This window comes from Schaalia naturae, assembly GCF_042665795.1.
GTDB lineage: Bacteria > Actinomycetota > Actinomycetes > Actinomycetales > Actinomycetaceae > Pauljensenia > Pauljensenia naturae.
In genome coordinates this window covers 260,123-286,381 of the sequence record NZ_JBHTEF010000001.1, presented here as the reverse complement: position 1 = coordinate 286,381, position 26,259 = coordinate 260,123, and the positions used below count along the sequence as shown (strand labels likewise).

Here is a 26,259-nt window from a genome sequence, read left to right as displayed (position 1 = left end):
GCCGGATGGGCGCGGGACGCGTCACGCGAGCTTCCATCCCGCCGCCGCCTCGCGTGCCCGACAGAAGTCCCGGTACCGGCCGGGCGCTCCGACGAGCTCCTCGTGCGTGCCGCGCTGCGCGATGTGACCGGTGTCGTCGAGGACGACGATCTGGTCCGCCGTGCGGATCGTCTCGAGCTTGTGGGCGATGACCAGCAGGGTCGAGGTCTCCCGCAGTCGCTCCATCGAGGCCAGGACGTTCGCCTCGTTCTCCGGGTCGAGGGCGCTGGTCGCCTCGTCGAGCAGGACGATCGGCGCGCGCTTGAGCAGGGCGCGGGCGATCGACACGCGCTGGCGCTCACCGCCTGAGAGCGCGTGCCCGCCCTCGCCCACGGGCGTCTCCCATCCCCGCGGCAGCCGCTCGACGATCTCGGTGACGCCGGCCAGGCGGGCGGCCTCGCGGACCTCGTCCCCGCTCGCGTTCGGATCGCCGACGCGGATGTTCGCCTCCAGTGTGTCGTCGAACAGGTAGACGTCCTGGAAGACCATGGAGAGCTGCGCCATGAGATCCTCCGTGCGCTGGTCGCGGACGTCGTCCCCGCCCACGCGCACGACCCCGCGGTCGACGTCGTAGAACCGCGCGACGAGCTTGGCGATCGTCGTTTTGCCGCATCCCGATGGCCCGACGAGGGCGCACATCGATCCGGAGGGGGCCTCGAGCGAGATGGAGTGGAGGACCTGGTGGCCGGGCTCGTAGGAGAAGTCGACGTCCTCAAGCTCGATGTGTCCGGGCCTGGCGACGGGGGAGGACTCCGACGGCTCGGGGAGGACCGGGCTGAGCAGGATCTCATCGACATGGTCGATCATCACCCGGCGTTCCTCGATCCCCATGACCTTCCCGCCGAGTTCCTCAAGTGTCTGCATGAACCGCAGGCTCAGCCCGATGAAGGCGATGGCCTCGACCGGGCCCAGGTCCCCGCCGAGGGCGAGCCGGGCGGCGACCGTGATCAGGGCGACGACGATCATCTGCCCGGCCATCCCGTGGAGGAGGTTCGCCAGCATGCCCCACCACAGGTCGCGGTGCTGGGTGGCGGAGGACTCCCGGCTGGCCTCGACGAGCGGGGTGAACTCTGTGGAGCGTCCGCACGAGCGCAGCGCGCCCTGGCAGCGGGCGAACTCGACGATCCGGTCGCTGAGCTCCTCCTCGGCGGGATCGCTGATCCGTTTGCCGCGGGTGATCGCCCGTTTCCCGGCCCACAGCGCGAGGGCGTAGACGGGGACGGAGATCGTCAGGACTACTCCCAGCCTCCAGTCCCAGATCCATGATCCGAGGATCATGACGGCGGCGGAGGCCGCGAGAGACGTCGCGGTCGCCACCATGTGGGCCAGCGCCTCCCCGAGGGAGAGCAGTTCCTTGGACACCAGCCGCGAGAGCCGGCCGGCCGCGGAGTCGCGGAACCACCCCAGCGGCAGGCGGGCGAGGCGGTCGCCGAGCCTGCGGTGGACGGTGCGGATGAGATCCAGGGCCACCGAGTATCCCACCATCGCCTGGACGTACTCGATGTTCGCCCCCGCCAGAGCCAGGACGAGGAGGACGCCCAGCCATCCCGGGAGTCGGAGTCCCCACGCCGCGCCGCCCGTGCTCAGGGCGACCGCGGCAGGCAGCAAGAGGACCAGGGAGATGCCGCGAACGGCGCCGGAGATCACGGACAGCGCCAGGGTCTTGTCCAGCGTGGGACGCGCGGAGGCTGAGATCAGCCGGGAGAAGGAAGCGATCAGGGAGCGCCCGGCCGGGAGCTCGACGTCCTCGGCGGGACCCGTTGTCCCGGCCTCGTCGCGGTACGGCTTCGTGGCGCTCATGCGTGGTCTCCTTCTCCGTCGCGTCCCTCTGCCCGGTCCGTCCCCTCATCCCCGGCCGGCCCCCGGGGCCGGGCGCCCGGCGAGGTCTGGTCCCACAGGGCCTCGTAGTGCGGTTCTCCCGCGAGCTCCGCGTGCGTCCCCGACGCCACGACGCGCCCGCGGTCGAGGACGACGATGCGGTCCGCGCCGATGACGGAGGCCGGCCGGTGGGCGATGACCAGCACGGTCCTCCCCTCGACGAGCCGGTCGAGCGCCCGCTGGATCTCGGCCTCGGACTCGGGGTCCGTGAAGGCCGTCGCCTCGTCGAGGAGCAGGATCGGGGCGTCGACCACCAGGGCGCGGGCGATCGCGATGCGCTGGGCCTGGCCGCCCGACAGGGACGTGTCGTCGCCCAGGACCGTGTCGTAGCCCTGCGGCAGCGTCATGATGAAGTCGTCGATCTGGGCCTCCCGGGCCGCCGCGCGGATGTCCTCCTCGCTCGCGTCGGGGCGTCCGAGGGCGATGTTGTCGCGCACGGAGATCCGCAGGAGCTGCGGGTCCTGCAGGACGAAGGCGACGGTCCGGTAGAGCTGGGCCGTGGGGAGGGATCTCAGATCGGCCCCTCCGATGCTCACGCTCCCCGCATCCGGGTCGTCGAAGCGGGCGACCAGGGTCGCCAGGGTCGACTTCCCCGACCCCGACGGCCCGATGAGGGCCGTGGTGGTCCCCTCCTTGAGGACCAGGGAGACGTCGTCGACGGCCAGCGTGTCCCCATAGGAGTAGCGGACGTGGTCGAAGCGGACGTCGTGGCGGGCGAGGTCGACCTCGCCGGCGGGAGCGGCCAGCACCGGGGTGCGCAGGATGTCCACGATGCGCAGGGCGGACGCGCCAGCCAGCTGGTAGGCCCAGCTGGAGGTGCCGATGACCTCGACGGAGGCGGGCAGGACGAGGGCGATGAGGGCCGTCGTCACGACGTCGGCCGGCCCCACCCAGCCTGCCCCGACCATCGCGGCGCCGCCGGCGAGGTTGACGAGCAGCAGCACCGAGGGCGCCACCACGGCCATCGACAGGGCCGAGCCGCGCATGAGGGGGCTCACCCAGGCGAGGTAGAAGTCGGCGAACTCGTCCGCGGCCCGCGAGTAGCTCCGATGGGCCTTCCCCACCTGTCCGAAGGCCTTGACCACGGTGATCCCGCTGACGAACTCGACCATCATGGCGGAGACCTTCGACAGGCGCGTGTCCATCTCCGCGGTCTTCGTGGCCATGTCCCTCATCGAGTACGCCTGGAGGATCGCGTACAGCGGGAAGGTCGCGACGGCCAGGAGCCCGAGCCTCCAGTCGACGTACATGGCGTAGGCGAAGAGGGCCAGCGGCATCACGGTGGCGGACGTCGTCTCCACCGGGGCGTGCGCGACGAGTGTGTGGAGGGTGCGCGTGTCGTCCTGGATGACCTTGCGCACCCGCCCGGAGTTCGTCGAGGAGAACCAAGACAGGGGGGCGTGGGCGAGCGTCGCGACGATGCGGTCCCTGAGGATCGTCCCGAGGCGCGCATCGGCGAAATGGGTGATGCCGAGGGCGAGGAAGTACAGGACGAGCCGCCCCAGGAAGGTGGCCAGCAGGATGTTGACGGTGAGCATGAGACGGGCCGAGTCGGGGGCCTCCCCCGCGTTCCACGCCGTCAGGAGCTGAGCCCCGAGGTCGACGAGGGCGACGTAGGGGGCGACCGCGAGGACCGCCGAGAGCCCGGAGAGGACGCGTCCGAGCATCAGGGTGCCCGAGACCGGCCGGAGGAGCTCGCGCATCGCGGCGCGTCCCGCGCGGTCCTTGGCGCGCGGATCGGCGTCGAGGGCGGCGAGATCGAACCTGTCCCCGTCCTCTGGCGCGTCTCCTCGTTCCCGGTCCTGCGGCACCGGCGCCCGCTCGGCGATGGCCTGTGGTGCTGACATGATCACGCGTCCTTTCGTCGGCCGGCCGCATCGGCGATGCGGCGGGTGGCAGTGGCGGCTGGGGGGCGGATGACCTCCGCCTGGGGGCTCGCCGCGCCGCCTGGGTCGAGGCGGCGCAGCTTGACGATGCGATCGGCGCAGGCCTCGATGAGCTCCGCGTCGTGGGTGATGACGATGACGATCGCCCCGCCACGGGCGAGGCTCCGCAGAGCGGCCGCGATCTCCTCGAGCCTGCGGTGGTCGACGCCGGACGTCGGCTCGTCGAGGATGTGGAGGCGGGCTCCCTTGGCGATCGCGGCGGCGATGGCGAGGCGCTGCTTCTGTCCTCCGGACAGCGAGAGCGGGTGGCGCTCGGACTCCGCCGCGAGATCGAAGCCCGCGAGGAGCGCGTCGACGTCGACCTCTCGGGCGCGTCCGGGATCCAGCCCGAGGACGACCTCGCTGCGCACCGAGGCGCTGAAGAGCTGCCGGTGGACGTCCTGCATGACGAGGGAGGAGGAGGCGAGCCTGGCCCGTGTGCCGGCCCGCCGACCGTCCAGGGCGATCCTTCCCCCGCGCTCCGGATCCGCGAGGCCGCACAGGATGCGCGCCAAGGTCGATTTTCCGGCGCCGTTGACGCCGACGAGGGCGGAGACGCACCCGGCGGGGAAACAGAGCCGATCGATGTCGAGGACGCGGCGGCGGCCGTAGGAGAACCTGACGTCCTCGAGGACGAGGCCTCGGGCGGAGGCTGGCGGTGTCTGAGCGTCGTCCCCGGCATGGGCGCGCAGGGGCACGGCATCGCAGGCCGGAGGCGTCTCGAGCGTTCTCAGCCCGAGGTCGCGCCGCTCCGCGTCTCCCAGCGCGAAGAACTCCTCCCCTGTCCAGCGTCTGGCGATGCGCCCCTCCCGGATGAGGACGACCTGGTCGGCGAGGCCCCGCAGGAAGTGGAGCCGGTGCTCGGCGACGACGATGGTGTGGCCGTCGGCCTTGAGGCGCGCGAGGATTCCCGTCATGTCCTGAACGGCCTGCGGTGAGAGGTTGGAGGTGGGCTCGTCGAGGAGGATGACGGGCGTCCCGGCGACCAGGGCCTGAGCGCACGCGACCCTTTGCAGTTCGCCTCCGGACAACTGGGACAGCCGGCGCCCCAGGAGGTGGGAGATCCCCAGCTGCCCGGCGGCGCGGCGGATGCGGCGCTCGATCTCCTCGGGGTCGACGCCGTAGTTCTCCCCTCGGAAGGCGAGTTCGCCGCGCACGTCGGAGGTGAAGAACTGGGTGCGCGGGTTCTGGAAGACGGTCGACGTCACTCGCCCGGAGTCCGCGAGGGCGGCGCGCGGCATGTCGACCCTGCCCACCTCGACGCGGCCGTGGAGGCTGCCCGAGTGGAAATGGGGGATGAGGCCGTTGATCAGGCGGAGGATGCTCGATTTCCCGGACCCTGAGGCGCCGCACAGCAGGGTGAGTGTTCCCGGAGCGATCTCGAGGTCGATCTGCCGCAGGACCGCCGTCGTCCCGGGAGCCGCCCGCCGGGCGGGGGCCGGACCGTAGGGGGAGGCTCCCGAGCCGTTGGTCGTGTAGGAGAAGGAGACGTCCTCCAGGGTCACGCTGCCGGCCTGGGATTCGGTCGCGTTCACAGGTGTGCTCCCCCTGCCCATGCCCTCAGGACGACGAGGCCGAGGATCGCCGCGAGCCCCGCCGCGTCCGTGGCCGTGAAGCCGAGCCGGACGGTGCTCGTGCGCGTCCCCTTCGAGTCGAGTCCCCGGATGAGCGCCGAGGCGCTGAGCTCGTCGGCCATGCGGGTCGTCGAGGCGAGGAGGGGCACCAGGACGTACTCGGCGGTGCGCACCGGATGGGACATGACGCCGCCCGCGGTGGGGAGGACCCCGCGCATCCTCATGGCGTCGGCGATCGCCCTGAACTCGGAGAGGACGAGCGGGATGAAACGCAGGACGACGGAGAATGGGACGACGACGAGTCGCGGGATCCCCAGGCGCGACATCCCCGCGGAGAGCTCGCCGGCTCCCGTCCCGGCGATGACGTATCCCGCCATGCCCAATGAGACGGAGAAGCGCACGAACCAGAAGGCGACGGCGACGACGAGGGCCGCCGCCGTTCCCCTCCAGAGCAGGGGCAGCAGGAGGAGGACGGCCAGCGAGCCCAGGAACACGCCCGTGTAGCACCACCAGGCTCGGCCCTGGACGACGTCGGCGAGCAGCACGGCGACGAGGACGCCCGCCGCCACCGTCAGCGGGGTCCCTCCCCCGCCGAGGACGAGGACGTTGACCGCGAGGAGGAGCGCGAGCTTGGTCCGCGGATCCAGGCAGATCCGGTGGGACCGCGCGGTGAGGGCGCCCAGGTCGACGGTCCCGGCCCTCGCCTCCGGGACGGCTGCGGGCGCAGCGCTCACAGGATGCCGGCCTTCGCGAAGTTCCTGTCGAGGATGCGCGTGCCGATCCACGCCGAGACCAGGGAGACGACGAAGACGACCGCCATGAAGACGACGATCAGCCACGGCGTGAAGAGCGCCTGCATCTCGTCGGCGTACTGCTGTCCCATGCTCGAGGCGACGTCGGCGAAGTAGGAGTCCGAGGCGTAGAAGATCGGCAGGAGCGGGCCCAGCATCCACAGTTCGAAGACCGCGTAGGCCAGGCAGTTGCGCGACCGCGACCGGTATCCGCCCGACCGGACGATGAGGTCGGCCGCCGCCCCGAGGACGGTGGTGAACAGGAGCGTCGCCCAGAAGTGCCCCGTGAGGAGCATGAGGAGTCCGACCACGGCTCCCAGGACGGTCATCGCCCCCATGACGGGCGTCTTCACCATGAACAGCATGAGGACGGTCCCGTTGATGAGCGCGCCCAGCAGGAATCCCACGAACTGCACCGCCGGGCCGATCAGTCCGAGCATCCCCGTCCCGAACATGACGACGAAGTAGATCGCGGTGAAGACCCCGATCGTGACGAGGGAGCGTGCTGACAGTCCCCTCGCCGCGGCCGGGGTTTCCTCCGAGCGGGTGGTCGAGCTCATGATGGCGTCCTCTCCGCGCATATGCGCGACTGATCACAGGTAGTTAGGTTAGCCTAAGCTCTATAACCCGGATGAGGACAGAGGCCATTGGTCCCCCTTCAAGCATTTCCCCTTGTCAGAGCCGGTCTCGCCCATCCGTAGTGAGAATCATTATCATTCAGCGTCTCACGATATGCAACTCCCCCACCCCGCGGGGCGGCTCGCCAGCGAGCCGAGACCCACCGTGAGGCGACGACGGACCCGCCGACAACGATCAGCGCCGACTCCGCGCGGCAGGTGCGCGCGGCCACGTGGCAGACCACCGACCGACGCGGCGCGAGGAGGCCCCGGATCCCCTCGAGCAACGGCGCCATCCACGGGTTCACGGCGATGACCGGAGCGACCAGCGTGAATCCCCCACTCACCTGCGCCGCCCTCGCGAACCCGGGGACCGGCGCAGCAGCTCGACCTCGGGAACACGGGCGAACCGGCCGCCTCCTCCCGTCCCGCCAGGCGCAGCACGGCGACCGCGAGCGCGCACGCCCCGCCTCACCTGAGGACGGCCTCGCCGTGACCCCCACGCCGGGTCCGCCTCCAGGCCGTACTTCGGGGAACGACCCCGCAGGAGGCGTCCGGCTTCTGGATCGAACCGCCTTTCGGCCGCTGCGACGGATCGAGGATCCGCATCGGCTGGGGAACCTCCATCAACATGAACGGCATGTTCGTCGACAACGCCCGCGTCACGCTCGGGGGCCGGGTGATGATGGGCCCGGCGGTCTGCCTGGCGACCACCAGCATCCCATCAATCCCGCAATGCGCGAGTACATGGACTGCGACCCGATCTCGATGGGCGAGACTGCCGGATCGGCATGGGGGCGACCATCTGCCCGGTCGGCCCTTCGATCCGGAGGACTTGGAGGAGGAACGCCGGCTCCGCGGACGCTGACCACCGGTCCGGAGGGGCCACGGCCTCTCCGCGGCGCCCGCGAGCAGGCCGGGTTCAGGCGTTCTTCTTGGCCGCGGCCTTGGCCTTCTTCTCGGCCCGCTTCTCCTTGAGCGTCTTCGCCGCCGGCGTCTTCCCGCCGGACTTCTTCGGAGATTTGTCCCCCATCGGATCCTTCCCCCTTCGGACTCGTGCTTCGGACTGAGACAGTCCCTCTCGCTTTTCGACCCTACGCTCCTCCGCCGCATCGGGCCGGGTGAAACGGCACGGCCCGCCGGATGCTCCGGCGCCGCCCCTCATCGGCAGGGGCCGTCTGCCACAGGACACGGCGAGGCCGGCCCCGGGCATGCCGGTCACGAGCCGGAACGCGGCAGGCCGAGGACGTCCAGACGAGCGACCGCCTCGCGGCGCGAGTTCACGCCGAGCTTGGAGTAGATCGAGCGGAGCTGCGTCTTGACGGTGTTGACGGAGACATACAGGTCGCCGGCGATCTGCGGGATCGTGAGATCCGAGGCCAGGCGCAGCGCGACCTCCCATTCCCGGTCGCTCAGATGGACGCCTGCGGGCGCCCAGGAACGTGGGTCGGGGATCTCGCTCCACGTGGGCTGCGCGTCCAGCAGCCGCTTGTACAAGGCGGGTTCGTTGGCGCGGAACCGCTCCTCGAGCGCGTCGAGGTCCTCCCGGGGAGTCGCCCGCAGGGGCACGAACGGGCCCAGGCCCATGACGAGGCGCGCCGCCTGGGAGAGCTCCCGGTCGGCGAGCTCGGTGCGCCCCAGCATGTCGTTTGCCACGACTCTGCGTCCCAGCATGGCGCAGCGTGCCAGCGGGGCATGCCGGACGCCGAGACGCGCGCAGCCCTCGGTCGCCGCCAGCGCCAGCTCGGGGCGCCCCATCTGCAGGTGCGCGCTGGCCCGGACGGTCTCGAAGCAGACCGCGTGGTCGGACGAGGACTCCCGTCCGTCCAACAGGTCCAGCGCGGCGCCTGGGTCTCCCGTCTGGACCAGTGCCAGCGCTTCGTAGCGCACGAAGCTCTTGCGCAGAAGCGGCGGGCAGGGAGGCAGATCGACGCTGCGTCGCGCCTGATCGGCGAGGGCGGTCACCGCATCGAAGTCGGCGGCCAGGATGGCGCGGAGCGTCCGGCAGAACCGGATCAGCCAGCGGAAGGCACCCCGGTTGCGCATCTCCGCGGCCGTGAGCTCGTCCTCAAGGGCCTTGAGCGCGGTGCCGTCCTGCCTCCGGAACACGCACAGCGTTTCCGCGAGCGCGAGGCTCCACCCGCGGCCCGGGCGGTCGTGAACCGCAGTCCGGACCTCGCCGTCGAGCCCGCCGAGCAGCCCGCGGGCGGTCCGGATCTGCTCCTCGGCCTCCCATCCCCTGCCCTCGACCGCCAGACTCGCCGCGTGGAGGCTGACGGCGTGCAGCACCACGAGCGGATCGGCCGCCTCCTCGCCCCACTGCTGGGCACGGGACGCGAACCGCCCGCTCTCCAGGCACCTGCTCGAGGACAGACACACCTCGGAGAGGATCAGCGCGCAGATCGCTCGCGTGCGGAGGGGCACCTCTTCTGACAGGCCATCGAGCGATCGCGCGTCCAGGGCCCGTGCCTCGTCGTGCGCGCGATCGAACTGACCGAGTGAGATCAGCGCCCAGATCCTGGCGAACGGCCGGCGCAGTCCCGCCCCCGCCGACATCGGATGCCGGTCGCCGGGCGAGGAGGTGGCGGCGATCAACGAGCTCCGCGGAACGGAGCGCGCACCCGGGAGCACCGACTCCAGCACCTGGGACACCGCGTCGTCCGCGTCCGGATCGTCGTTCCTCCCCATCAGCGCCTCCCCTCCCCGCTGCTCTCCCTCGCCCCAAGCCCGAGACGCCTGAGCTCGTCGACCGCCGTGGTGCGCGTGTGCACTCCGAGCTTCGCGTAGATCGCTCTCGTATGCGTCTTGACGGTGTTGACCGAGATTCCGAGCGTCGCGGCGATCTGCGCGGACGTCCCGCCGCCCACGAGCAGGCCACCGACCTCCCTCTCGCGCTGTCCGAGCATGCCGAGATCGCCGACGCCCTCGACCGGATGGACGGCCTCCGCGAAGACCGCGTAGTCGGCCAGCGTGTCGACGACGTCCGGATGCCTCTCTCGGAAGCGCGCTTCCAGCGCCCGGTACTCCTTCTCCGGGACGCCGACGACCGGCCTCACCGAACCGGTGACGATCGCCGAGTACCACGATCGCGCGAACTCCCGATCGGCTGCGGCGGGGCGCCCCTGCATCTCCAGGGCGATGGCGCGCCGGACGTGCAGGGCCCTCAGCGGGCGCTGCACGTGCTCGGGAGACCGCACGCAGGACTCGGTGCACGCGAGCGCTTCGGCGGGGCGCCCGGCGGCCAGGTACGCGCTGGCACGGTCCACCGACAGGCACACGGGATGGTCTCCCGGGCTCGCGGCCTCCGCCAGCAGGTCGAGCGCCCTGCCCGGATCACCCAGCACGACGTACGAGCGGGCCGTGTGGGAGAGGATCACGTCACGCAAATAGCGCGGGCATCCCGGAGAGCCGGACCCGCGGCACCCCTCGGAGGCGTCGACCACCTGCCGGCGTTCCCCATGGAGCATGTGCTGCATGGTCTCCAGGAGCCGCACGAGGCCTGGAGCGATCCAGTCAAGGGCGGGGTCCAGGTCCCGCGCCTCGTCGATCAGCGAGCGCACGTCCCGGCCCGTTCGCCGGTTCATGACCGTCGTGGCCTCCGCGAGGATCAGGGGCCAGGAGACGACGCCCGAGGCCGCCGGCTCCAGATCACGCAGGACGCGGCGCGTCTCCGCGATGATGCCCTCGGCCTCCATGGACTCGCCGCTGACCGCCAGGATCGCCGCCCGGAGGCCCTGCGCCTCCACGAGGAGCTCCGGCGCGCCCGTCTCCGACGCCGACCACTCGGCTACGGCGCACCACGTGCTGGCGTCGCGGGTGCACCCGCCGACGAAGAGCGTCTCCGCCACCGCCAGCGCCTCACGCACCCGGGCCTGCGCCGATGGGAGTCCGGCCACCGCACCGAGGGCGTCCGGGCCGAGGCCCCGAGCGATCCGGAGCGCGCGATCGTCGTGGCCGGACGTCAGCGCCTCCGCGATCACGCCGATCGAGTGAGGGACGTCCCGCGGTGTCGGCGCGTCCGCCCACCTCGCGCTCACAGCCCCGCCCTGCTCTCCCGACGCACCGACCGCCCGGCCATCAGTCAGCGCGGGACATGCCGGGCCCGGCCCTTCCGCCTGCGGGTTCTCGACCCGGCCGCCAAGGCGCCGCCGACGGCCAGCGCGATCGCCGCCGCCATCAGGTACCCGACGTCCGCGCCGGTGACGCTCAACCCGGTGCCCCCGCCCGAGGGCGCGGTGGCGAACTCGTTGGTGATCGTCACCGTTTGCCCGTCGGCGTCGATGGTCACCACACCGCCCGCAGGGTCGATGGTCGTGGCGTCGGCGCCTCCGGCGTCCGTCTCCGTCACCGTGCATTGCGCGCCGACCAGGATCCCCCCGATGGTCGCACGATAGCGGTTGTCCTTCGACAGGACCACCGTACCGCCGCCGGGCAGGACAACGGCCGTCATCTGCCCGTCGCTGGAGTAGGTGCACGCCACCTGCGCGGTGAACGGACCGCCGCCCAACGCGTCCGCCCCAGCACCGGTGCGCTTCTTGATGATGGTGAGCGCGGCGGTGTCAAACGTGTTCGTCGCCGTCACGGTCGCCTCCGACGCCGTGTCCGCCTCTCCCGACGACTCGACGGCGACGACGCCGCCCTCGGGCGACATCGCGGTGGAAGTGGCGCCCGACGTGGCCGTCTCCGTGACCCGGCACTGCGCGCCCACGGGATAGGGACCCAGGCGCCGGGACCCGCCCGCAGCGAGAGCGAACTCCGTCGTCTCAGAGCCGCCCGAGCCGGCCGCACCCGTGCCCGACGGCCAGTCGCACACCGCCTCGAACCCGAATTCTCCGGTGCCGTAGGCCGATGCCCCATCCCCGTCCACCGCCTTGAGGACCGTGACGTAGCCGGCCTCGAACGTGTTCGTGATCGTCACCTCGGCCGCGGCGTCCTGCGATCCGCCCACCGTGACGGCGCCGTCCTCCGGCGACACGACCGAGGCGTCGGCCCCGCCGCTGTCGGTCTCGGTCACCGTGCACTCGGCGCCGGCGATGATGTTCCCCACTGTCGCCTCATACCCGTTCTCCTGGTCCAGGACGACCGTGCCGTCGTTCGCCAAAGGCACCCCGACGGTCTCCCCGTCCTTCTGGTAGGCGCAGGCGACCTGAGCGGCGAACGGGCCCGATCCGAACGCCTCGGCGCCCGAGCCCGCCACCTGCTTGACGATCTTCAGTCCGCCCACGTCATAGGTGTTGGTGGCCCTCACCTCCACAGACGAGGGCGACGCTCCGGTCTGAGCGGCGATGGTGACGACACCGCCCTCGGGCGACATCGCGGTGGAAGTGGCGCCCGACGTGGCCGTCTCCGCCGTCTGGCACTGCGTGCCCGCGGGGAAGGTCCCGAAGGTCTTCGTCGCCCCGGGCTCCAGCGTGTAGTCCTCGTCCAACAGGGTCTGGTCCCCGTAGGTGCAGGTGGAGTGGAACCCGAAGGGTCCGGAGCCGTACGTGGTGGCGCCCGGCCCGTCGACCGTCTTGGAGACGGTGAGCGTGCCGGCGTCGTAGTGGTTCGTCACCAGCGCGCTCACCACGGCCGTGTCGTCGGAGCCGATCACGATGGTGGCCGTTCCGTCCCCGTTGTCGGTGACGTTGTCGCCGGTGAGCACCGTGGCGTCCGCCGAGGACGAGTCGGTCTCCGTCAACACGCACGTGCTGCGCGCCGGAATCGTCGAGCCCGGAGCGGTCCAGGTCCCGCCTGCCGGCAACGTGAAGGACGTCCCGGTGCGCCCCTCGCCGAAGTCCACCGGCTGGCCGTCGGCGGTCGTGCAGGCCAGGGTGAAGCCGAAGGGGCCGAACCGGCCCGCGTCCGCCTCGGTGTCGACTCGCTTCGTCACCGACAGGGCGCCCCACTGATAGTCGTTCGTGATCGTCGCGACCTGGGCCGCGGGCGTCTCGTCGACCGGATCGGCCGCGGTGACCTGGAGGGCCTGGTTCTCGATCGAGCGCGCGGTCTCGCCGAACGCGCCCGGATCGCCGTCCTCGGCCACGTCGCAGGTCGCCCCCACGGGGATGCCGTCGATCGTCGCGGGCGCGTAGGCGCCGTCCTCGTCCCGGGTCAACGTCACCGTCTTCGAGGAGGCCCCGCCGTCGAATGTCAGCGGGACGCCGCCGGCTTCGCACGTCACCGTGGCGGTGATGGAGTCGGGGGCGTAGGCCCGGGCGTCACCGGTCGCGGTATTCGCGACCTTGATCGAGCCGGTGCGCAGGTGCACGCCGACCTGGCTCGGGGTGATCTTCTTCGCCTGCGGCGTCTGGCCCGCGCCGAAGTACTGGACGCCGAACTGGTTCCACGCGTACTGGTCGGCTGCGGGGACGTCCCGCAGAGCCAGGGACGAGTCCGCCTCCGTCTGGGGCGCGTTGACGCTCGAGTACATCACGTTGATGTTGACGCCAGGTTTGAGAGCCCCGATGTCGGATGCCGTGAAGTCCAGGGTGACGCGCAGCCCCGTGACCTTCGACCAGTCGGTGTCCTCGCCGGCTGGCGACCATTCCTCGCCGTTCTGCGCGCACGGCTCCTGAGCCGTGCCGACTGCGCCTCCGCCCAGCCCGGCCCATGTGCCCACGCACACGCCGGTGGAGGTCGTCACCTCGACGGTCGTCGTCGTCCCGTCGGGCGCGCCCACGACCACAGGGGCGCCCGTGAGCTCGGGCCGGTACTGGGAGCCCCGTCCTGTCCCCGAGAGCAGTAGCTGGTCCCCGGCGACCGGGAGCTGGTCGAAGATGATCATGCGCGTGAGGTCGGTCGTCCCGCCGTTGACCGCGCGCAGCATCCACTTGTCGGTGCCCCCGAGCGTGCTGTTGGCGACGCAGGGATTGCGGTAATAGCGGTCGTTCGGGTCCAACGGGCTGGGCATCGACGCCACGCACTCGAGGTCTGGATTCACCGAGTTGACGGCACCCGCGATCGAACCCTGCACGCCCTTGACCACGTACACATTCTCGCCCTCGGTGGGCTGGACGAAGTCCGATGTGGTCCCGGATGTGCCGTCGGAGTCAAGCCGGGGCGTCTGGTTCGTCGTCCCCTCCAGCGCCCGGGTCACGGCGTCGAGGCGCTGCCCCGTGTTCACCGTGAGCGCGTTCCTGACTTTCTCCCCGGAACTCGCGCCCGGCAGGAACTCGAGCCAGACCCGGATTTTGATCGTCTCGCCCGGCAGCAACCGCGCGCCGCCCGGCCACGTGAACGTGATCGTGCCGTTGGTCTCACCGGTCGCCTCCACCTCGGGCGCCGTGGTGACCGTCCCTGGGGTCCCGTCGGGCAGCGTGCCCGGCGTGAACTGGATGGGCTGATCCGGGGCCGCGCTTCCGCCCTCGCCCGTGTAGATGAGGTACTCGTCCATGTCGTCGACCACCGACGTGAGGTCCAGGAAGCCCGTTCCCGCGTTCGAGATCGTGAGGTCCCACGGGATCGTCGCTCCCGATTTCACGGTGCGGGTGCCCTCGTTCGCCCACTTGTCGATCGCCAGGACGGCGCTGCCTGCGTTCCAGGAGACATCGTCGGCCGCGGTCGCCGAGGCCGGCTCGAACCCGGTGCTCACACTGCTCACCGACGCCTCATCGGTCGCCGTGCCGGGCCATGCCACGTCCTCGCCGCTCGTGCGCTGGGTGTCGCGCAGCGCCACCGTGTAGACGGCTTGGACGCTCCAGGCCGGTGAGGACTGCGAGAACAGTGCGCCGTCGTCCCGTGTGAACACGATCCGCAGGCCCTGGATGTCGCCGTACCGCTCCTCGGCGACGGGCAGGGTGTAGCTCCCGTCCTCGGACGTGGGCTGGACCTCGCCGTCCAACCACGCCGGGGCACCGCCCTCGTCGAAGGTCCCGAAGACCCCGATCCTCACCCGGTCGGCTCCGGCGGGCACGGTGAGGGAGGACAGGCCGGTGAAGCTGAAGTTCTCCCAGAAGCCGGTCGACCCCCCGTCCCCGCCGTCGGGCAGGTCGGTGATCGTCACGGATGTCGGCGACACGGTGGATGCGCCCTGGTCGCCCGCCAACGTCACCGTCTGGCTCTCGTCCGGGTCCGGCTCCACGATGGTGCCGTCCGAGATGGTCTTGGACGCCTTGGCCTCCAGGACTCCCTTCGTGTAGGACACGGATGCGTCGCTGAAGTCGCCGGTCGTCACGCCCGGGCTCACGACCAGGTCGTAGGACTGGGCGAAGACGCCGTTGTCGGAGGCGTGGCCCTCGTCGGTGCTCTCCCAGAACGCTTGGCCCGTGCTGCGCAGCGTCGGACGCACGCGGGTGTCCAGCGTGATCGTCAGGTCGTTGTCCTGGGTGATCGAGCCCTCCTCCTCCGACGCCCCGACGCCCGCGAAGGTGACGGAGATGCCGACGACGTCGGCCAGGTCGCCGGCGGCGAGGCCGTTCGCGGCCGCGATGGTCGTGGACGTGGTCGTGTAGGCCCCGGTCTCCGCGTCGTAGCGCAGCAGCCAGACGATGGAGCCGTCCCAGTCGACCTGGCCCTCCTGCTCGGCCGCGATGGCGATCTTCGTGAGATCCTGCCGCTCAAAGGCGTTCGGGACGGCGTCGTCGAGTACTCCCGTCGCCGCGCCCGTGCCGGTGAACGGATCCGCCAGCGCCTCCCCGCCGGTCGCCCCGGTGCCGCATCCCATGAGCTTTTCGTCCGTGCAGGGCGCGGGATCGCTGACCCGCACGTAGTTCGCGCCCGCTGTGGATCCGTTGCGGGCCGTCAGCGTGTACCGATTTGTCGGGTAGCCCTGCGAGGCCGATGCGCCGTCGGCGGGGACCTGGACCTTGGGGGTGGCCACCGTCTTGTTCACGACGACCTTCGGGATCCCACCCGTGATGACGATCGTGTCGGAGTCCGTGTCCGAGCCCTCGCCGGCCCTGATCTCGGCGGTGTTCCGGTCGACGCCGCCGTCGGCCGTGTTCAGGGCCGTGGTCGACGTGATCCAGGCGTTCGACGACCTTGTCCTGTCGCGCAGCTTCCAGTCCAGCGTGAACGTGCGCCCGTTGCCGCTGGCCACGCCCGAGCCGGGTTCGGGGGCGATGGCGCCGGCCGCGAGCGCGTCCGCCCGCGCCGCGTCGTCCGGCTTCAGTGTCACCCGCACGCCGGTGGCGTGCGTCTGCTCGTCCGCGGACAGCGTGTAGCCCTTGAACGAGCCGTCCGCTTCCTGCCAGGATCCGTCGGGGGCGGTGACGGGCACCCACGCGGAGCCGTCGTAGAGTTCCACGGCGGTGACGGTGTCGTAGGCCAGGTACCACCCGTTCGTGTAGGGGACGGTCGACGAGCCGACCGGTTTGACGGCCGTCAGATTGAACGCGTCGAAGACCGATTCCCGAACGCTGCTGGAGGGATCATCCGTGAGGGTGACCGAGTCGTGTCCCGGCTGGATGCCCCAGGTCAGGGTCGTCGAGGCCTGGGCGTCGGTGAGCGCGGTCACGACGTCCGCGTTCCACGCCTTGTCGATGCGCACGCCCGTGCCCTCTCCCGGGTACGTGACGACCTGACCGATCCCGGTGCCGGTGTCGCCGTCGCTGAGTGGCGCCCCACCCCCGGTCGTCCCGCTGCCCGTGGTGGTGGCCGTGTTCGTGTACGAGGTCGGCACCTGCGTCGCGCCCTCGCCCTCCTGGGCCGTGTCCACGGGACCGCCGGTGCGCAACGTGGCGCGCGCCGTGAACACCAGGTTGGGTGCGAACGTCGTCGTGAGGCCGAATCCGTCCTCAGCGGTGGATGTGAAGGTGAAGCGGATGCCGGTCGCAGCGTCCGTGGACAGGCCCTGCGCCCCGAGCATCGCTGCGAGTTCGCCCGAGTCCAGCGAGTACCAGTGCGCGTCGCTCTGCGCGCCGGCTGTGTCCAGCGTGACCCAGGCACCGGGTTCCGTCTGCACCTGGACCGTCAGGTCCGTGCCGGCCAGCACCTGGGTGGGAGCGATCGACGTGAGGCCGAAGGCGTTCCAGAAGTTCGTCGCGTCGGCTCCGTCCCACGCGTCCTCGACGAGGATCGTCCGCACCTTCGTGGAGGCGCTGTTGGTGCTCGTCGTCGACGTCAGCGTGGTGAGGACGCTCTGCCCCGCCTCCACGGCGCCGCGGGGCCTCACGGTCTTCGCCAGCTCCGTGTCGATGCTGGGGACCGGCACGGAGAGCGTCGCGGAGGCCGAGTCGTCCCCCTCCTGCCCGTTGGCCGCCGTCACGGTCGATGTCGCCGTGTTGGTGTAGGTGGCGTCGCGGTCCGTGGTCTCGACGGCGTCGACCGTGAACGAGGCCGAGACGCTGGCATCCGCCGCGATGCCGTTCGTCCCCTCCGCGGAGGCGAAGACGAGGTCGAAGCCGGCGATGCGTCCGGACGGGGCGTCCGGGACGGTGCCCGAGTCGAACGGCACGGACTCGTCGGGCAGTGAGCCGTCCAGCATGTGGTAGACGACGGTGCCGCCCACGGCGTCCGCCGGATAGGCGATCCCGCCGGTGAACCCGCCGAAGGAGATGGAATCGGTGAAGAAACCGCTGACGTCACGGATCGTCCACGTGTTCACGGCCGTCCCGGTGTTCTTGGCCGTGATGGTGGCGGTCGTCGATCCGCCTGCGACGACCTCAGCGTCCGCGAAGGACTTCGCGATGTCCGTGCTCACGATCGCGGGAGTGACGGTGCGTGCGGCCGTGTCGGTGACGACGTCGCTGGAGGCGCCATCCCGCGACGTCCACGCCCGAGCGACGTTGTCGATGGTGACGCTCTGGGTCGACAGGTCGGCCGCGTCGTTGCGGTCGGTCGCGCGTTGGGTGAGGGCGATCGGGACCGTCGCACCAGCCTGCGGGGAGATCTCGCCCGTGTAGGTGAGGCGCAGGCCGCCCACGTCCCCGGGGGCGACGCCGGCCGGCAGCGCGTAGGAGTCGCCAGGGACTCCCTCCGTCCACGTCCACACGCCGCCGGCCAGGACCAGCGCGTCCACCCGGACCGAGGTGGCGCCGTTGGACAGGGTCGCGCCATCCGCGAACCGCGCGAAGTCGTTCGTCCGGAATGGGTTGTCGGCGTTGAGCGCCGTCGCGCCGTCGGCCAGGCCGTCCGGCTCCTCGACCGTCATCGAGTCCACCGATACGTTCGATGTGTTCGTCGCGGCGAGCGTGATCGTCGACTCCGCACCGGGCGCGAACGCCGAACTCGCCGGGCTCCACGTCTTGTCGATCGCTGCGGCCAGCTCCTGCGTGGCCGATACCGTGACCGTCGCTGCATCCGAGTCGCCCGCGGAATTGTCCGCCGAGGTCACAGCCGTGTTGACGATTGCCTCGCCGTTGCGCCCGTCATCGGGCGAGAAGCCGATCGGAACCTGCAGCGTGATGTTGACCGTGGCCGTGGAGCCGATGGCCAGGCCGGTGCCTCCCGATGCCAGCGACTGGCTGAACGCGACGGTGAGGGCGGTCGCGGCACCGACCGTGGAAGGCTGGGAGACCGGCGTCCCGCCCTCGGTCCACGTCGCCTCCCCGGCGACTGGCGAGTTCGAGGAGGTCACTTCCACGCCGGTGATCTGGAAACCCTCGAGTTCCTCAGGCAGCGCGTCCTCCACCACCGCATCGACGCAGTCGGCCTCCGAGCAGTTCATCTCGATCTGATAGGTGAAGGGCTCGCCAGGCTCCAGTGTCCTCGACTCGTCGCCGTTCACCGTCTTCGCGACGGTCAGATACTGCGGATCTCCCTCGGCGGCTTGGACCGGCACCGCCACGGCGCCGATCCCCAGTGCGGTGGCCAACAGGACGCTCATCGCACCGGCTCCGCGTCGGGCGAGTCGCGTGCTGTGGTCGAAGCGCGTGCGCCGGCGCGCAGCAGCATGTCGAGGCACGGTCGGGTCTCCTTGTTCAGGTTCACAGAGCGCGCGGATGCCGGCGGCTCGCACCGATCACTCGCTGGGATTCCGAGCCAGGACACCACACGGTCACCGGCCGAACCCCCTCTGACCCCGGCTGATTCGGTGAATTCACCCCGAAGATCACCCTCGGGATCGATGCGCCCTCCCCCTCCGACATCAGCGGTGAGGCGCGCGGTGCGTTGTCATGAATGACTTCTCGAGGAACGTGCGACTCCGCGCGCAGACAGCGTCCCGCGACCTCGCGGGTCGGTGCCCATATGCCGGCCATCAGGAGAAGGCCGCGTTTCGACGCGGCGGCGCTCCGCGCCTCCTCTTCGGCGTCGCCGTCTCTGCCGTCGCAGTCGCGGCAGTCATCCAGCTCGCACGGACGGCCGAGGGATCCTGGCCTTCCCGCGGGCCGGAACGCCGCTCCCGCGATGGCCCTCGTCATCGCCGCGCTGGGCCGCTGTCTTGACGGCGAACCCATGCATCCTCACCGTCGCCGACGGCACCTGGCTCGTGGTGCGCCGCGATGACTTCTCCCAAGGGTCATTGGAGGAGGCGCGGGCTTACGTCGAGGGGACGCCGACAGGCTCTGGGTTTGCTGGACCGACAGTCGACCGGTGGCAGTCATGCCGCTCACGTCGCGGACACCGTCGGAAGGCATCGGGAGACTCAGCACCGACGCGGACAGGCACAGCCGACATAGAGAGTGAAAACGGAGCGTCGGCACGCTTGATCGGACGGATACCGTCAGGCGGATCGTCCGCTGTCTCAAGGACTCCCGCCGCGCAGACGGTCGCCGAGATGCAGGCGCTGCTCGCAGGCGATGGAACGCGGCGGATCTCCATCGACTACGACGAGGCGGGCGAGCCCATCGCTCAAGGCCGGCGGCAAGGCGGAACGCGCGAGCGGGGCTCAGCCCGAGCGTCCCTTATCATCGACTCGCCGCGTGTGACTCGCGAAGTTGTGAAAGGGGGATCGGACCACGGTCTCCCTCCCTGACATGACGACGAACTTGAGTCCCGATTGAGGATGGCAAGATCTCTCTCACGCTGATCGAGCGATCCTGAATATGCAAAGAAGATCCCTTCGGGCACAGCTGAGAAGGCCCGGTGCAGACCGGATACCGCTCGGCGTTCCGTCGACGGCGCAGCAGATTCGACTCTCCAGTGATCGGTGCGCAGATCGCGCCTAAGTTTATGCAGAGTTATGCAGAGCGCCCATGAACCAGAGTTAGGATTGTACTGTCATCCAATGACACTGCTGACCGTATTGCCGCTGTCAGCGACCGTTTTTGAACCGAACGCATCCATCACGTATGTGGACTGTTCAGAAGGGAAAATCCCAATGCGTGTTGCACTCGCCGCTGTCTGCTCGGCCCTCATCGCCATGGCGCCCTTGGCCACCCAGCCCATCCAGCAGGCCTCTGCATCCTCGGCAGCCACGCCCGTGTCCGGGGGGCCGAACTGGCTGTGCATCGTCGTGCACATCCCCAAGCTATGCGACGTGAAGTGAAGGAAGGCCTACTCAGCGCGACTCGGGCGATCATCATTCGCCAGCCGATCGCTGGTCACCTTCAGCGAGATCTCTTCGCGGGAACCGCGATGCTCCTGTTCCTGGGTGACGTTGTGGTGCTGGTGTCCGCGCGTCCCGGCGACCGCGTCAGCCTCGAATGGTCGTTCGGCTGCTGCGTCATGCTCGCACTGGCGGGATGGCTGCCGGCCACGGGTGGCGTCCTGTATGTGCTGGCGGCCACGGCCGCCGCTGCGATGCCCAACGACATGGTCTCGATCTCGCTGGCCTACCTCGGGATCTTCGCCGTCGCGGCCGACTGGATCGCAAGAAAGTGGATCATGCCGGGCGTGAGCATCGCCCTTGCCGTCGAGTGCGTCAGGCTCCTGCGCTCGCCGACCCCGTTGGTCGAAATCGTCGGTGGGATTGTAGGGTTGGTTTTCTCGGTCACGCTCGGAGCAGTCATCCACTGGAACGCGCAGAGACTGGCCCGGGCCCGGAGCGAAACGGAGGAGGCGCGTCGAAACGCGGAGGCCGCGGAGTCGAAGATCCGTTTGGACCTGAAGGTACATCTCCACGATTCGGTTGCGGCCCAGCTTGGTCGTTCGATCCAGCTCGCCGATGCGGTTACTCGTGCGGCCACGGATCCTGACCTCGCCTCGAAAGGGCGAGCTCTGGGCGAATCGACCCGCATGGCGATGCAGAACCTGCGTGCGCTCATGGCTGACGGCAGGTGCTCGCAGGACCACAACACCGTAGCAGCGACGGTGTGGACCTGCCGCACAATGCTCGCCGGCAGAGACATCATCCTCGATGCCAGCGTCCCCGACGCACCGGACGACGCGGTCGATCCGACTGCCTCAGAGCTACTCCAGGCGGTGGTGCGTGAGGGGTCGGCGAATGCCCTGAAGTACGCGACAGAGCACTCGACGGTGCACCTGACCATAGAGGATCCCGCCAACGGCAGCGTGTCCTTAGCCATGACCAGCAGGATCGACACCGATAGCGGCCGGCAGGCTGATCCTCTCTTGTCGGGAGGAGTCGGGCTAGCGATGCTGTCCCGGCAAGCCCGAGAGCTCGGTGGTCGCGTGATGGCTGGGAAGTCCGGTCCTTATTGGCTTCTCACCGCCTCTGTACCCGTGCGGCCCAGATCGCAAGAGGAGCATGCGTGATGGATGACGTGCGCGTTCTTCTGGCTGACGATGATCGGCTCCTCTGTGCGACGATGGCCGCTGGTCTCTCAGAGTGCCGAGGCATCCGGGTCGTCGACGTTGCATACACCGGGGACCAAGCGCTTCGATCTATTGCGCGCCGAGACATCGATGTTGCCCTGCTCGACGTCGAGATGCCGGGCATGGACGGGATCGAGGTAACCGCCTGCATTGGCAAGGAACACCCGGAGATCGCAGTGGTGATCCTCACGGCGTTCGCACGCGACGACTTTCTTCCCCGAGCGCTATATGCCGGGGCACGGGGATTCATCACAAAGGACACCCCCGTTGACCAGATCGCTGCCATCCTACAGGGGGTGATGCAAGGCAACATGACGATCAGTCCGCGCCCAGCGGACCTGCTCAGAGCCGAGTATGGGACGATCGCGCTGCGCCATCATCGGGATCGCGATCTGGAGAGGGCAGTGTCCACGATGCCGGATCACCTCAGAAGCGTCTTCGAACTCCTTGCCGCAGCCGCCACCAATCGGGAGATCGCCCGACGACTCCACCTGAGCGAGGCAACGGTCAAAGTCTACGTGTCGGAGATCCTCGCGAGAACCGCCTGCGAGTCGAGGACACAGCTTGCGGTCAGAACTGCACGATCCGGTATAGTGCCTGGAACCTGATCGAGGTCCCGTCAACCCAGCCGATACCGGAACTTCAATTATGAGGTTTGAAAAGCGCGTGGAGGGCCTCGGCAGCACCGTAGCCCTCCACGACATGTGCGAACGAAGCGCTTGCCCTCGCCCAAGTCAGCGGGCCGAAGTCAACTCAGACTGACGCCTCCCCCAGACAAACCAGCAGACAGCTCCGATCAACGGACTACCCGCGCACGCGGCGACCCACAGCGCCTTCATTCTGGTATCGACCGCCGGAGTACGGACGATGTTGATCATGGTCCCGATCCAGAGAATAATTAGCAGCACGGATGAGAATCCGGCTACGGCAGCAGCAGTCATGTGATGCTCCAAATGTATGCTCGGTGTGGATTGAGTCTTCAGGAACTCGGCTCAGTTGTGGGTCGTCCAGGCGTGTGTTCCATCGACGTTCGCCTGCATCCAGCAAGTCCACCCCACGGGGAAGCCCTTGAAGGCCACGCTGGCGTCGGCAGAGTACCGCACGGCACTCTGCGATATGCGCTCCAAGCGGTGATTGTCGAACGCGCCACCGATCAGAGTATAGAAGCTGCTCCGATAACCTGTGATCTTGCCGCCTCCTCCATTGTACGAGGTGTAGTCGAAATAGAACCCCATGCGGATGAGCCCAAGATTCACGTCTGCACGGCAGTTCGTATAGTTCTTCTGGTAATTGTTTCCGCTTTTCAGAGTGCAGGCGGAGACGCTGCGCGGTGCCGGGGACCCCTCGGGAATCCCCGTTGGAACGGACGTCTCGGAGACAGCGATGGACCCATCAGCGTACGTCTCGATGGTACGGTTGATGTTCCCCAGTTGTTCGGTGACTGTGGAGACAGGCTTGACCCCGTCATCCATAGAGTCCCAGAGAGTGCCCTCGTCGAACTGAGCGATGAGGTCGCTCGCAACGTCCTCGGCGACACCGTACTCAATGAGGAAGGCGCTCAGCTCCTCGATCTGCTGATCGGTCAGATCAGGTGCGATATCACTGGCGGGCGCTGGTGCGGCCAGTGCGCTGCCGCATACGGTAAACGTCAGCAGCATTCCAAGAGTCGCTGCAATGCCTCTTCGCAATGCGTTTTTGAACATGTGTTTCTCCTTTCGTTCGATCCACCTGCCCCGCGTCATGTCGGCACGATCGATGGTCCCGTCTGAGCCTGAGTACACCCATCACGACCGATGCCCTCAGACTCAATCAGTGGACTCCTCCACGCTATAGGCGCGGAATCGGCCACGTGATACACCAAAGAGGAGTTCACAAGACCTCTTGAACGTGGTAGGGGGTGGAGAATTGGCTCAATGGGATCATTGCTGATGTCTACCGACCTGCGAACCGACGAGGAGCGACGCTGGCGAGCGAGGCCTGATTTCGGACAGGGTGGGTGGGTTTGTTGTTGGATCTGTGCTCTTTGTCGCGCGTCAGACTTTGTGGCAGGGCTGTTAGTTGAGTCTTGAACGGAGAGTCCGACATGGGAAGACCACCTGTGATCCCGGTGGAGAAGAAGACGCGGATCGTGTTGAGCATCCTCGCTGGCGAGGTCTCGATCGCGGAGGCCGCTCGTCGCGAGAAGGTGAGCGAGCAGTCGATCGGCCGGTGGAAGGCGGACTTTCTCGAGGCCGGGAAGACGGGGCTCGCGGCGGGGAAGTCTGGCCCGTCGCCCCGTGAGCAGCAGCTCGAGGCGGAGGTCGCGGATCTGACCCAGGCGCTCGGTGAGGCGGCGGTTGAGATCCGGGTGTGGAAGAAGAGCGCGGAGGGCCGGCTGGGCCCTTCGAGGACCTCGAGGTGATCCGCGCCGAGGCGGTTCCCCCGCGCGCTTCGCTCCAAGCGGGTGCTGCCCCCAGTGCCGACCGCGAGGCTCTGCAAGCTGATCGGTGTGCCCGAACGCTCGTATCGGCGCTGGCAGGCCAAAGCGAAGCTGGACTGCCCGCCGAAGGGGCCGTGGCCGCAGCCGGCGCGTGTGGCGGTCCGCGACGTCGTCGTCAAGCACGTGTCGGCGCATCCGGCGTGGGGGCACAGGAAGGTGTGGGCGATGACCCGCCACGACGGTCATCGTGTCTCGCAGGCGACCGTGCTGCGGATCCTCCGCGACGAGGGGCTGATCCTGCCCGCCGAGTATCAGCGGGAGCGGCGCAAGCTCGCCGAGCGGCGCAAGGCCGCGTTCGCGAAGGACCCGACCGGGCCGAACCAGGTGTGGCAGCTCGACTTCTCCGAGTACGAGACCACGACCGGCGGCACGTGGCGGATCGCCGGATGCCGGGACTACTGGTCGAAGTACGAGTTCGACGCGCACGTGTCTCCGACGGCGAACAAGCACGACGCCGTCGAGGCCGTGCAGAAGGCCCTCGACGAGACCGAGCAGCTGCTCGGTCACCCGCTGATCGATGACGCGCCCGTGGACACGGACACGGGTGAGATCGAGCCCGTCGTGACCATCGTCACTGACAACGGTGGCCCGTTCCAGTCGTTCACGTTCGAGGCGTTCATCACCGCGCACCCGGAACTCAAGCACGTGCGCACCCGGGTACGCACTCCCGGGCAGAACGGGTCACGCGAACGCGGGTTCGGGTCGATGAAGTACGAGTGGCTGTTCCGTGAAGAGATCGGCGACGCCCTGCAGCTCGTCGAGCATTTGAATGCATACCGGGCCGACTACAACCACGTCCGCCCACACGAGGCGATCGCCTGGAACCGGCCCGCCGACGTCCACCTCGGGCTCGCAAGCCCGACCATCCCCAACTTCGAAATCGAAGAAACCCTGCCAACTACTTCACGCAGGACACACAAGTCGAACTTCCGTCGCTCGACGCACTGGGATGAGCTGGCTGGCAGCCATCGCCTCCACGACCTTCGACACACGGCAGCGACGAACTGGCTTCAGGCAGACGTACCGATACGCACCGTCCAGACTTGGCTTGGCCACGAGAGTGTGCGCACGACACAGGTCTACACGCACTACCTCGACTCTCCTGACGATGCCCGCGGGATCGCCGCCTACAACCGTTCGGTGTCCACCCAGGGTCCACAGCGGGCCGACCGAACCACAGATCAGGAAACACACACTCATGATTGACTTCGACCTACCTGCGGAATCCCGCCACTTCCCCCTCTGTGCCCCCGAGCCGATTCGAACGGCCGACACCCGCTTTAGGAGAGCGGTGCTCTATCCCCTGAGCTACGAGGGCGAGACCGCGGCCGGCAGAGCCGTCGCCACAGAACGCAAAGAACAGCCTAGCACCCGGCCCGAAACGAACCGCGCCTGCCCCGGACGCCGCTGAGGGTCTGCCCTCAGCGGCGTTCCCATCGCGCCCCGGGATCGGGCGCCCGGTCCTTGTGGGCGGAGGGCACCACCATGACGGGGCACGTCGAGTGGCTCAGCACCATCTGCGAGGTCGACCCCAGGAGCACGCCGGCGAATCCCCCGCGCCCGCGCGTGCCGACGACCACCAGGTCGACGGCGGTGGAGAACTCGATGAGCAGGGAAGAGGGATTGCCGTCCAGCACATGACGCGCCACCTCGACGTCACGGCCGTCCAAGGCCTTGTCGACCGCGGCGTTCAGGCCCTGACGGACCTCCTTGAACAGCGCGTCGCGATCCACGGAGGTCGGCAGCCACGACATCATGCCGCCACCCGAGGCGATCGGGATCGCCGAGACGGCGGTGAGGTCGGCCTTCCAGAGAATGGCCTCGTCGATGGCCCGGTGCAGGGCCGAGGACGCCACATCGGAGCCGTCTGTGCCCACGACGATCCGTTCGACCGGTGTGAACGCCTTGCCGGAGGTCCGTCGCGGTACGACGACCACCGGGCACTTCGAATGCGCGGGAAGGGCGGAGGACACGGTGCCCAGCAAGCGGTCCGCGAATCCGCCGCCTCCCCGGGAGCCGACGACGATCATGCCGACCTCGCGGGACATCTCGACCAGCACCGCAGCGGGGTCGCCCGGCTCGATCGATCCACCGACGCGGACGTCACCGCGGGCGCGTGCGTGGGCGATGGCCTCATCGACGACCTGCTGGGCGCCCTGGCGGAGGGCCTCGTCATCGAGGACCGCATACCCGCCGTCCAGCGCCGCCGCGGAATAGGACGCCAGCGCGTACGTGCAGATGATGTGCAGGCGCGCCCCTGTGCGCACCGCTCTGTCGGCCGCCCAGGCGACCGCTGCGAGGCTCTCCGTCGAGCCGTCCGCTCCGACCAGGATCACATCGGTGGAAGCCATGATCTCCTCCTTCAGACGAGGTCTCGGC

Annotated in this window: 16 protein-coding genes and 1 tRNA gene; 5 read left to right on the top strand and 12 right to left on the bottom strand. The window is 69.1% G+C overall.

All coding sequences use genetic code 11. The annotated features are described in order from the left end of the window. Positions 1-21: 21 nt before the first annotated feature. The 8 genes from ACFQWG_RS01250 to ACFQWG_RS01215 form a co-directional block, all read right to left on the bottom strand. Entirely contained in the window at positions 22-1,839 is a 1,818-nt protein-coding gene (locus ACFQWG_RS01250; protein ID WP_380971396.1) for an ABC transporter ATP-binding protein, read from the bottom strand. Beyond that, a complete protein-coding gene (locus ACFQWG_RS01245; RefSeq protein ID WP_380971395.1) occupies positions 1,836-3,764 on the bottom strand; it encodes an ABC transporter ATP-binding protein in 1,929 nt (642 codons plus the stop codon). Before ACFQWG_RS01245 ends, ACFQWG_RS01250 begins: the two co-directional genes overlap by 4 nt. Before the next feature lie 2 nt (positions 3,765-3,766). Next, positions 3,767-5,377, bottom strand: a complete 1,611-nt coding sequence (locus tag ACFQWG_RS01240; RefSeq protein WP_380971393.1) for an ABC transporter ATP-binding protein — start codon at positions 5,375-5,377, stop codon at positions 3,767-3,769. After that, positions 5,374-6,150 carry an energy-coupling factor transporter transmembrane component T gene (locus ACFQWG_RS01235; RefSeq protein ID WP_380971391.1) on the bottom strand — a complete coding sequence of 259 codons (777 nt, stop codon included), beginning with the start codon at positions 6,148-6,150 and terminating at the stop codon, positions 5,374-5,376. The genes ACFQWG_RS01240 and ACFQWG_RS01235 overlap by 4 nt, the downstream gene beginning before the upstream one ends. Next, positions 6,147-6,767, bottom strand: coding sequence for an MptD family putative ECF transporter S component (locus ACFQWG_RS01230; RefSeq protein WP_380971390.1), 621 nt, complete (start codon positions 6,765-6,767; stop codon positions 6,147-6,149). Before ACFQWG_RS01230 ends, ACFQWG_RS01235 begins: the two co-directional genes overlap by 4 nt. Positions 6,768-8,042: 1,275 nt before the next feature. Continuing rightward, the gene (locus ACFQWG_RS01225) at positions 8,043-9,512 is read right to left on the bottom strand and encodes a helix-turn-helix transcriptional regulator (protein ID WP_380971388.1); all 1,470 of its coding nucleotides are present in this window, start codon (positions 9,510-9,512) and stop codon (positions 8,043-8,045) included. Beyond that, positions 9,512-10,861 carry a helix-turn-helix transcriptional regulator gene (locus tag ACFQWG_RS01220; protein WP_380971386.1) on the bottom strand — a complete coding sequence of 450 codons (1,350 nt, stop codon included), beginning with the start codon at positions 10,859-10,861 and terminating at the stop codon, positions 9,512-9,514. The genes ACFQWG_RS01225 and ACFQWG_RS01220 overlap by 1 nt, the downstream gene beginning before the upstream one ends. 44 nt (positions 10,862-10,905) lie before the next feature. Continuing rightward, positions 10,906-18,570, bottom strand: coding sequence for a DUF5979 domain-containing protein (locus ACFQWG_RS01215; RefSeq protein WP_380971384.1), 7,665 nt, complete (start codon positions 18,568-18,570; stop codon positions 10,906-10,908). A 1,341-nt stretch (positions 18,571-19,911) separates the two neighbouring features. Between ACFQWG_RS01215 and ACFQWG_RS01210 the strand changes: the two genes are divergently transcribed. From ACFQWG_RS01210 to ACFQWG_RS01200, 3 genes are read left to right on the top strand one after another with little or no spacing between them, the layout of a single operon-like run. After that, a complete protein-coding gene (locus tag ACFQWG_RS01210; RefSeq protein WP_380971382.1) occupies positions 19,912-20,172 on the top strand; it encodes a hypothetical protein in 261 nt (86 codons plus the stop codon). Further along, positions 20,157-21,341: a sensor histidine kinase gene (locus ACFQWG_RS01205; RefSeq protein ID WP_380971381.1), complete on the top strand. Its 1,185-nt coding sequence runs from the start codon at positions 20,157-20,159 to the stop codon at positions 21,339-21,341. The genes ACFQWG_RS01210 and ACFQWG_RS01205 overlap by 16 nt, the downstream gene beginning before the upstream one ends. Then, positions 21,341-22,009, top strand: coding sequence for a response regulator (locus ACFQWG_RS01200; protein WP_380971379.1), 669 nt, complete (start codon positions 21,341-21,343; stop codon positions 22,007-22,009). Before ACFQWG_RS01205 ends, ACFQWG_RS01200 begins: the two co-directional genes overlap by 1 nt. 126 nt (positions 22,010-22,135) lie before the next feature. On the opposite strand, the gene ACFQWG_RS01195 is transcribed toward ACFQWG_RS01200, so the two are convergent. Next, positions 22,136-22,342, bottom strand: coding sequence for a PLDc N-terminal domain-containing protein (locus ACFQWG_RS01195; protein WP_380971377.1), 207 nt, complete (start codon positions 22,340-22,342; stop codon positions 22,136-22,138). 51 nt (positions 22,343-22,393) lie between these two features. Further along, entirely contained in the window at positions 22,394-23,104 is a 711-nt protein-coding gene (locus ACFQWG_RS01190; protein WP_380971375.1) for a hypothetical protein, read from the bottom strand. A 380-nt stretch (positions 23,105-23,484) separates the two neighbouring features. Here ACFQWG_RS01190 and ACFQWG_RS01185 point away from each other — a divergent pair, with 380 nt between their 5' ends. After that, positions 23,485-23,802, top strand: coding sequence for a transposase (locus ACFQWG_RS01185; protein ID WP_380971373.1), 318 nt, complete (start codon positions 23,485-23,487; stop codon positions 23,800-23,802). Between the two features lie 87 nt (positions 23,803-23,889). Continuing rightward, positions 23,890-25,086, top strand: a complete 1,197-nt coding sequence (locus ACFQWG_RS01180; protein WP_380971371.1) for an integrase core domain-containing protein — start codon at positions 23,890-23,892, stop codon at positions 25,084-25,086. 39 nt (positions 25,087-25,125) lie between these two features. Here ACFQWG_RS01180 and ACFQWG_RS01175 read toward each other — a convergent pair. Continuing rightward, a tRNA-Arg gene (locus tag ACFQWG_RS01175) sits at positions 25,126-25,198 on the bottom strand. 103 nt (positions 25,199-25,301) lie between these two features. After that, positions 25,302-26,231: a universal stress protein gene (locus tag ACFQWG_RS01170; RefSeq protein ID WP_291500613.1), complete on the bottom strand. Its 930-nt coding sequence runs from the start codon at positions 26,229-26,231 to the stop codon at positions 25,302-25,304. Positions 26,232-26,259 lie beyond the last annotated feature (28 nt).

What these genes read in the sequence shown, in the direction of transcription:
- ACFQWG_RS01250 (WP_380971396.1), bottom strand. Translation starts at nt 1,839, where the DNA reads ATGAGCGCCACGAAGCCGTACCGCGACGAGGCCGGGACAACGGGTCCC.
- ACFQWG_RS01245 (WP_380971395.1), bottom strand. Translation starts at nt 3,764, where the DNA reads ATGTCAGCACCACAGGCCATCGCCGAGCGGGCGCCGGTGCCGCAGGAC.
- ACFQWG_RS01230 (WP_380971390.1), bottom strand. Translation starts at nt 6,767, where the DNA reads ATGAGCTCGACCACCCGCTCGGAGGAAACCCCGGCCGCGGCGAGGGGA.
- ACFQWG_RS01225 (WP_380971388.1), bottom strand. Translation starts at nt 9,512, where the DNA reads ATGGGGAGGAACGACGATCCGGACGCGGACGACGCGGTGTCCCAGGTG.
- ACFQWG_RS01215 (WP_380971384.1), bottom strand. Translation starts at nt 18,570, where the DNA reads ATGAGCGTCCTGTTGGCCACCGCACTGGGGATCGGCGCCGTGGCGGTG.
- ACFQWG_RS01210 (WP_380971382.1), top strand. Translation starts at nt 19,912, where the DNA reads ATGACACTGCTGACCGTATTGCCGCTGTCAGCGACCGTTTTTGAACCG.
- ACFQWG_RS01205 (WP_380971381.1), top strand. Translation starts at nt 20,157, where the DNA reads ATGCGACGTGAAGTGAAGGAAGGCCTACTCAGCGCGACTCGGGCGATC.
- ACFQWG_RS01200 (WP_380971379.1), top strand. Translation starts at nt 21,341, where the DNA reads ATGGATGACGTGCGCGTTCTTCTGGCTGACGATGATCGGCTCCTCTGT.
- ACFQWG_RS01195 (WP_380971377.1), bottom strand. Translation starts at nt 22,342, where the DNA reads ATGACTGCTGCTGCCGTAGCCGGATTCTCATCCGTGCTGCTAATTATT.
- ACFQWG_RS01190 (WP_380971375.1), bottom strand. Translation starts at nt 23,104, where the DNA reads ATGTTCAAAAACGCATTGCGAAGAGGCATTGCAGCGACTCTTGGAATG.
- ACFQWG_RS01185 (WP_380971373.1), top strand. Translation starts at nt 23,485, where the DNA reads ATGGGAAGACCACCTGTGATCCCGGTGGAGAAGAAGACGCGGATCGTG.
- ACFQWG_RS01170 (WP_291500613.1), bottom strand. Translation starts at nt 26,231, where the DNA reads ATGGCTTCCACCGATGTGATCCTGGTCGGAGCGGACGGCTCGACGGAG.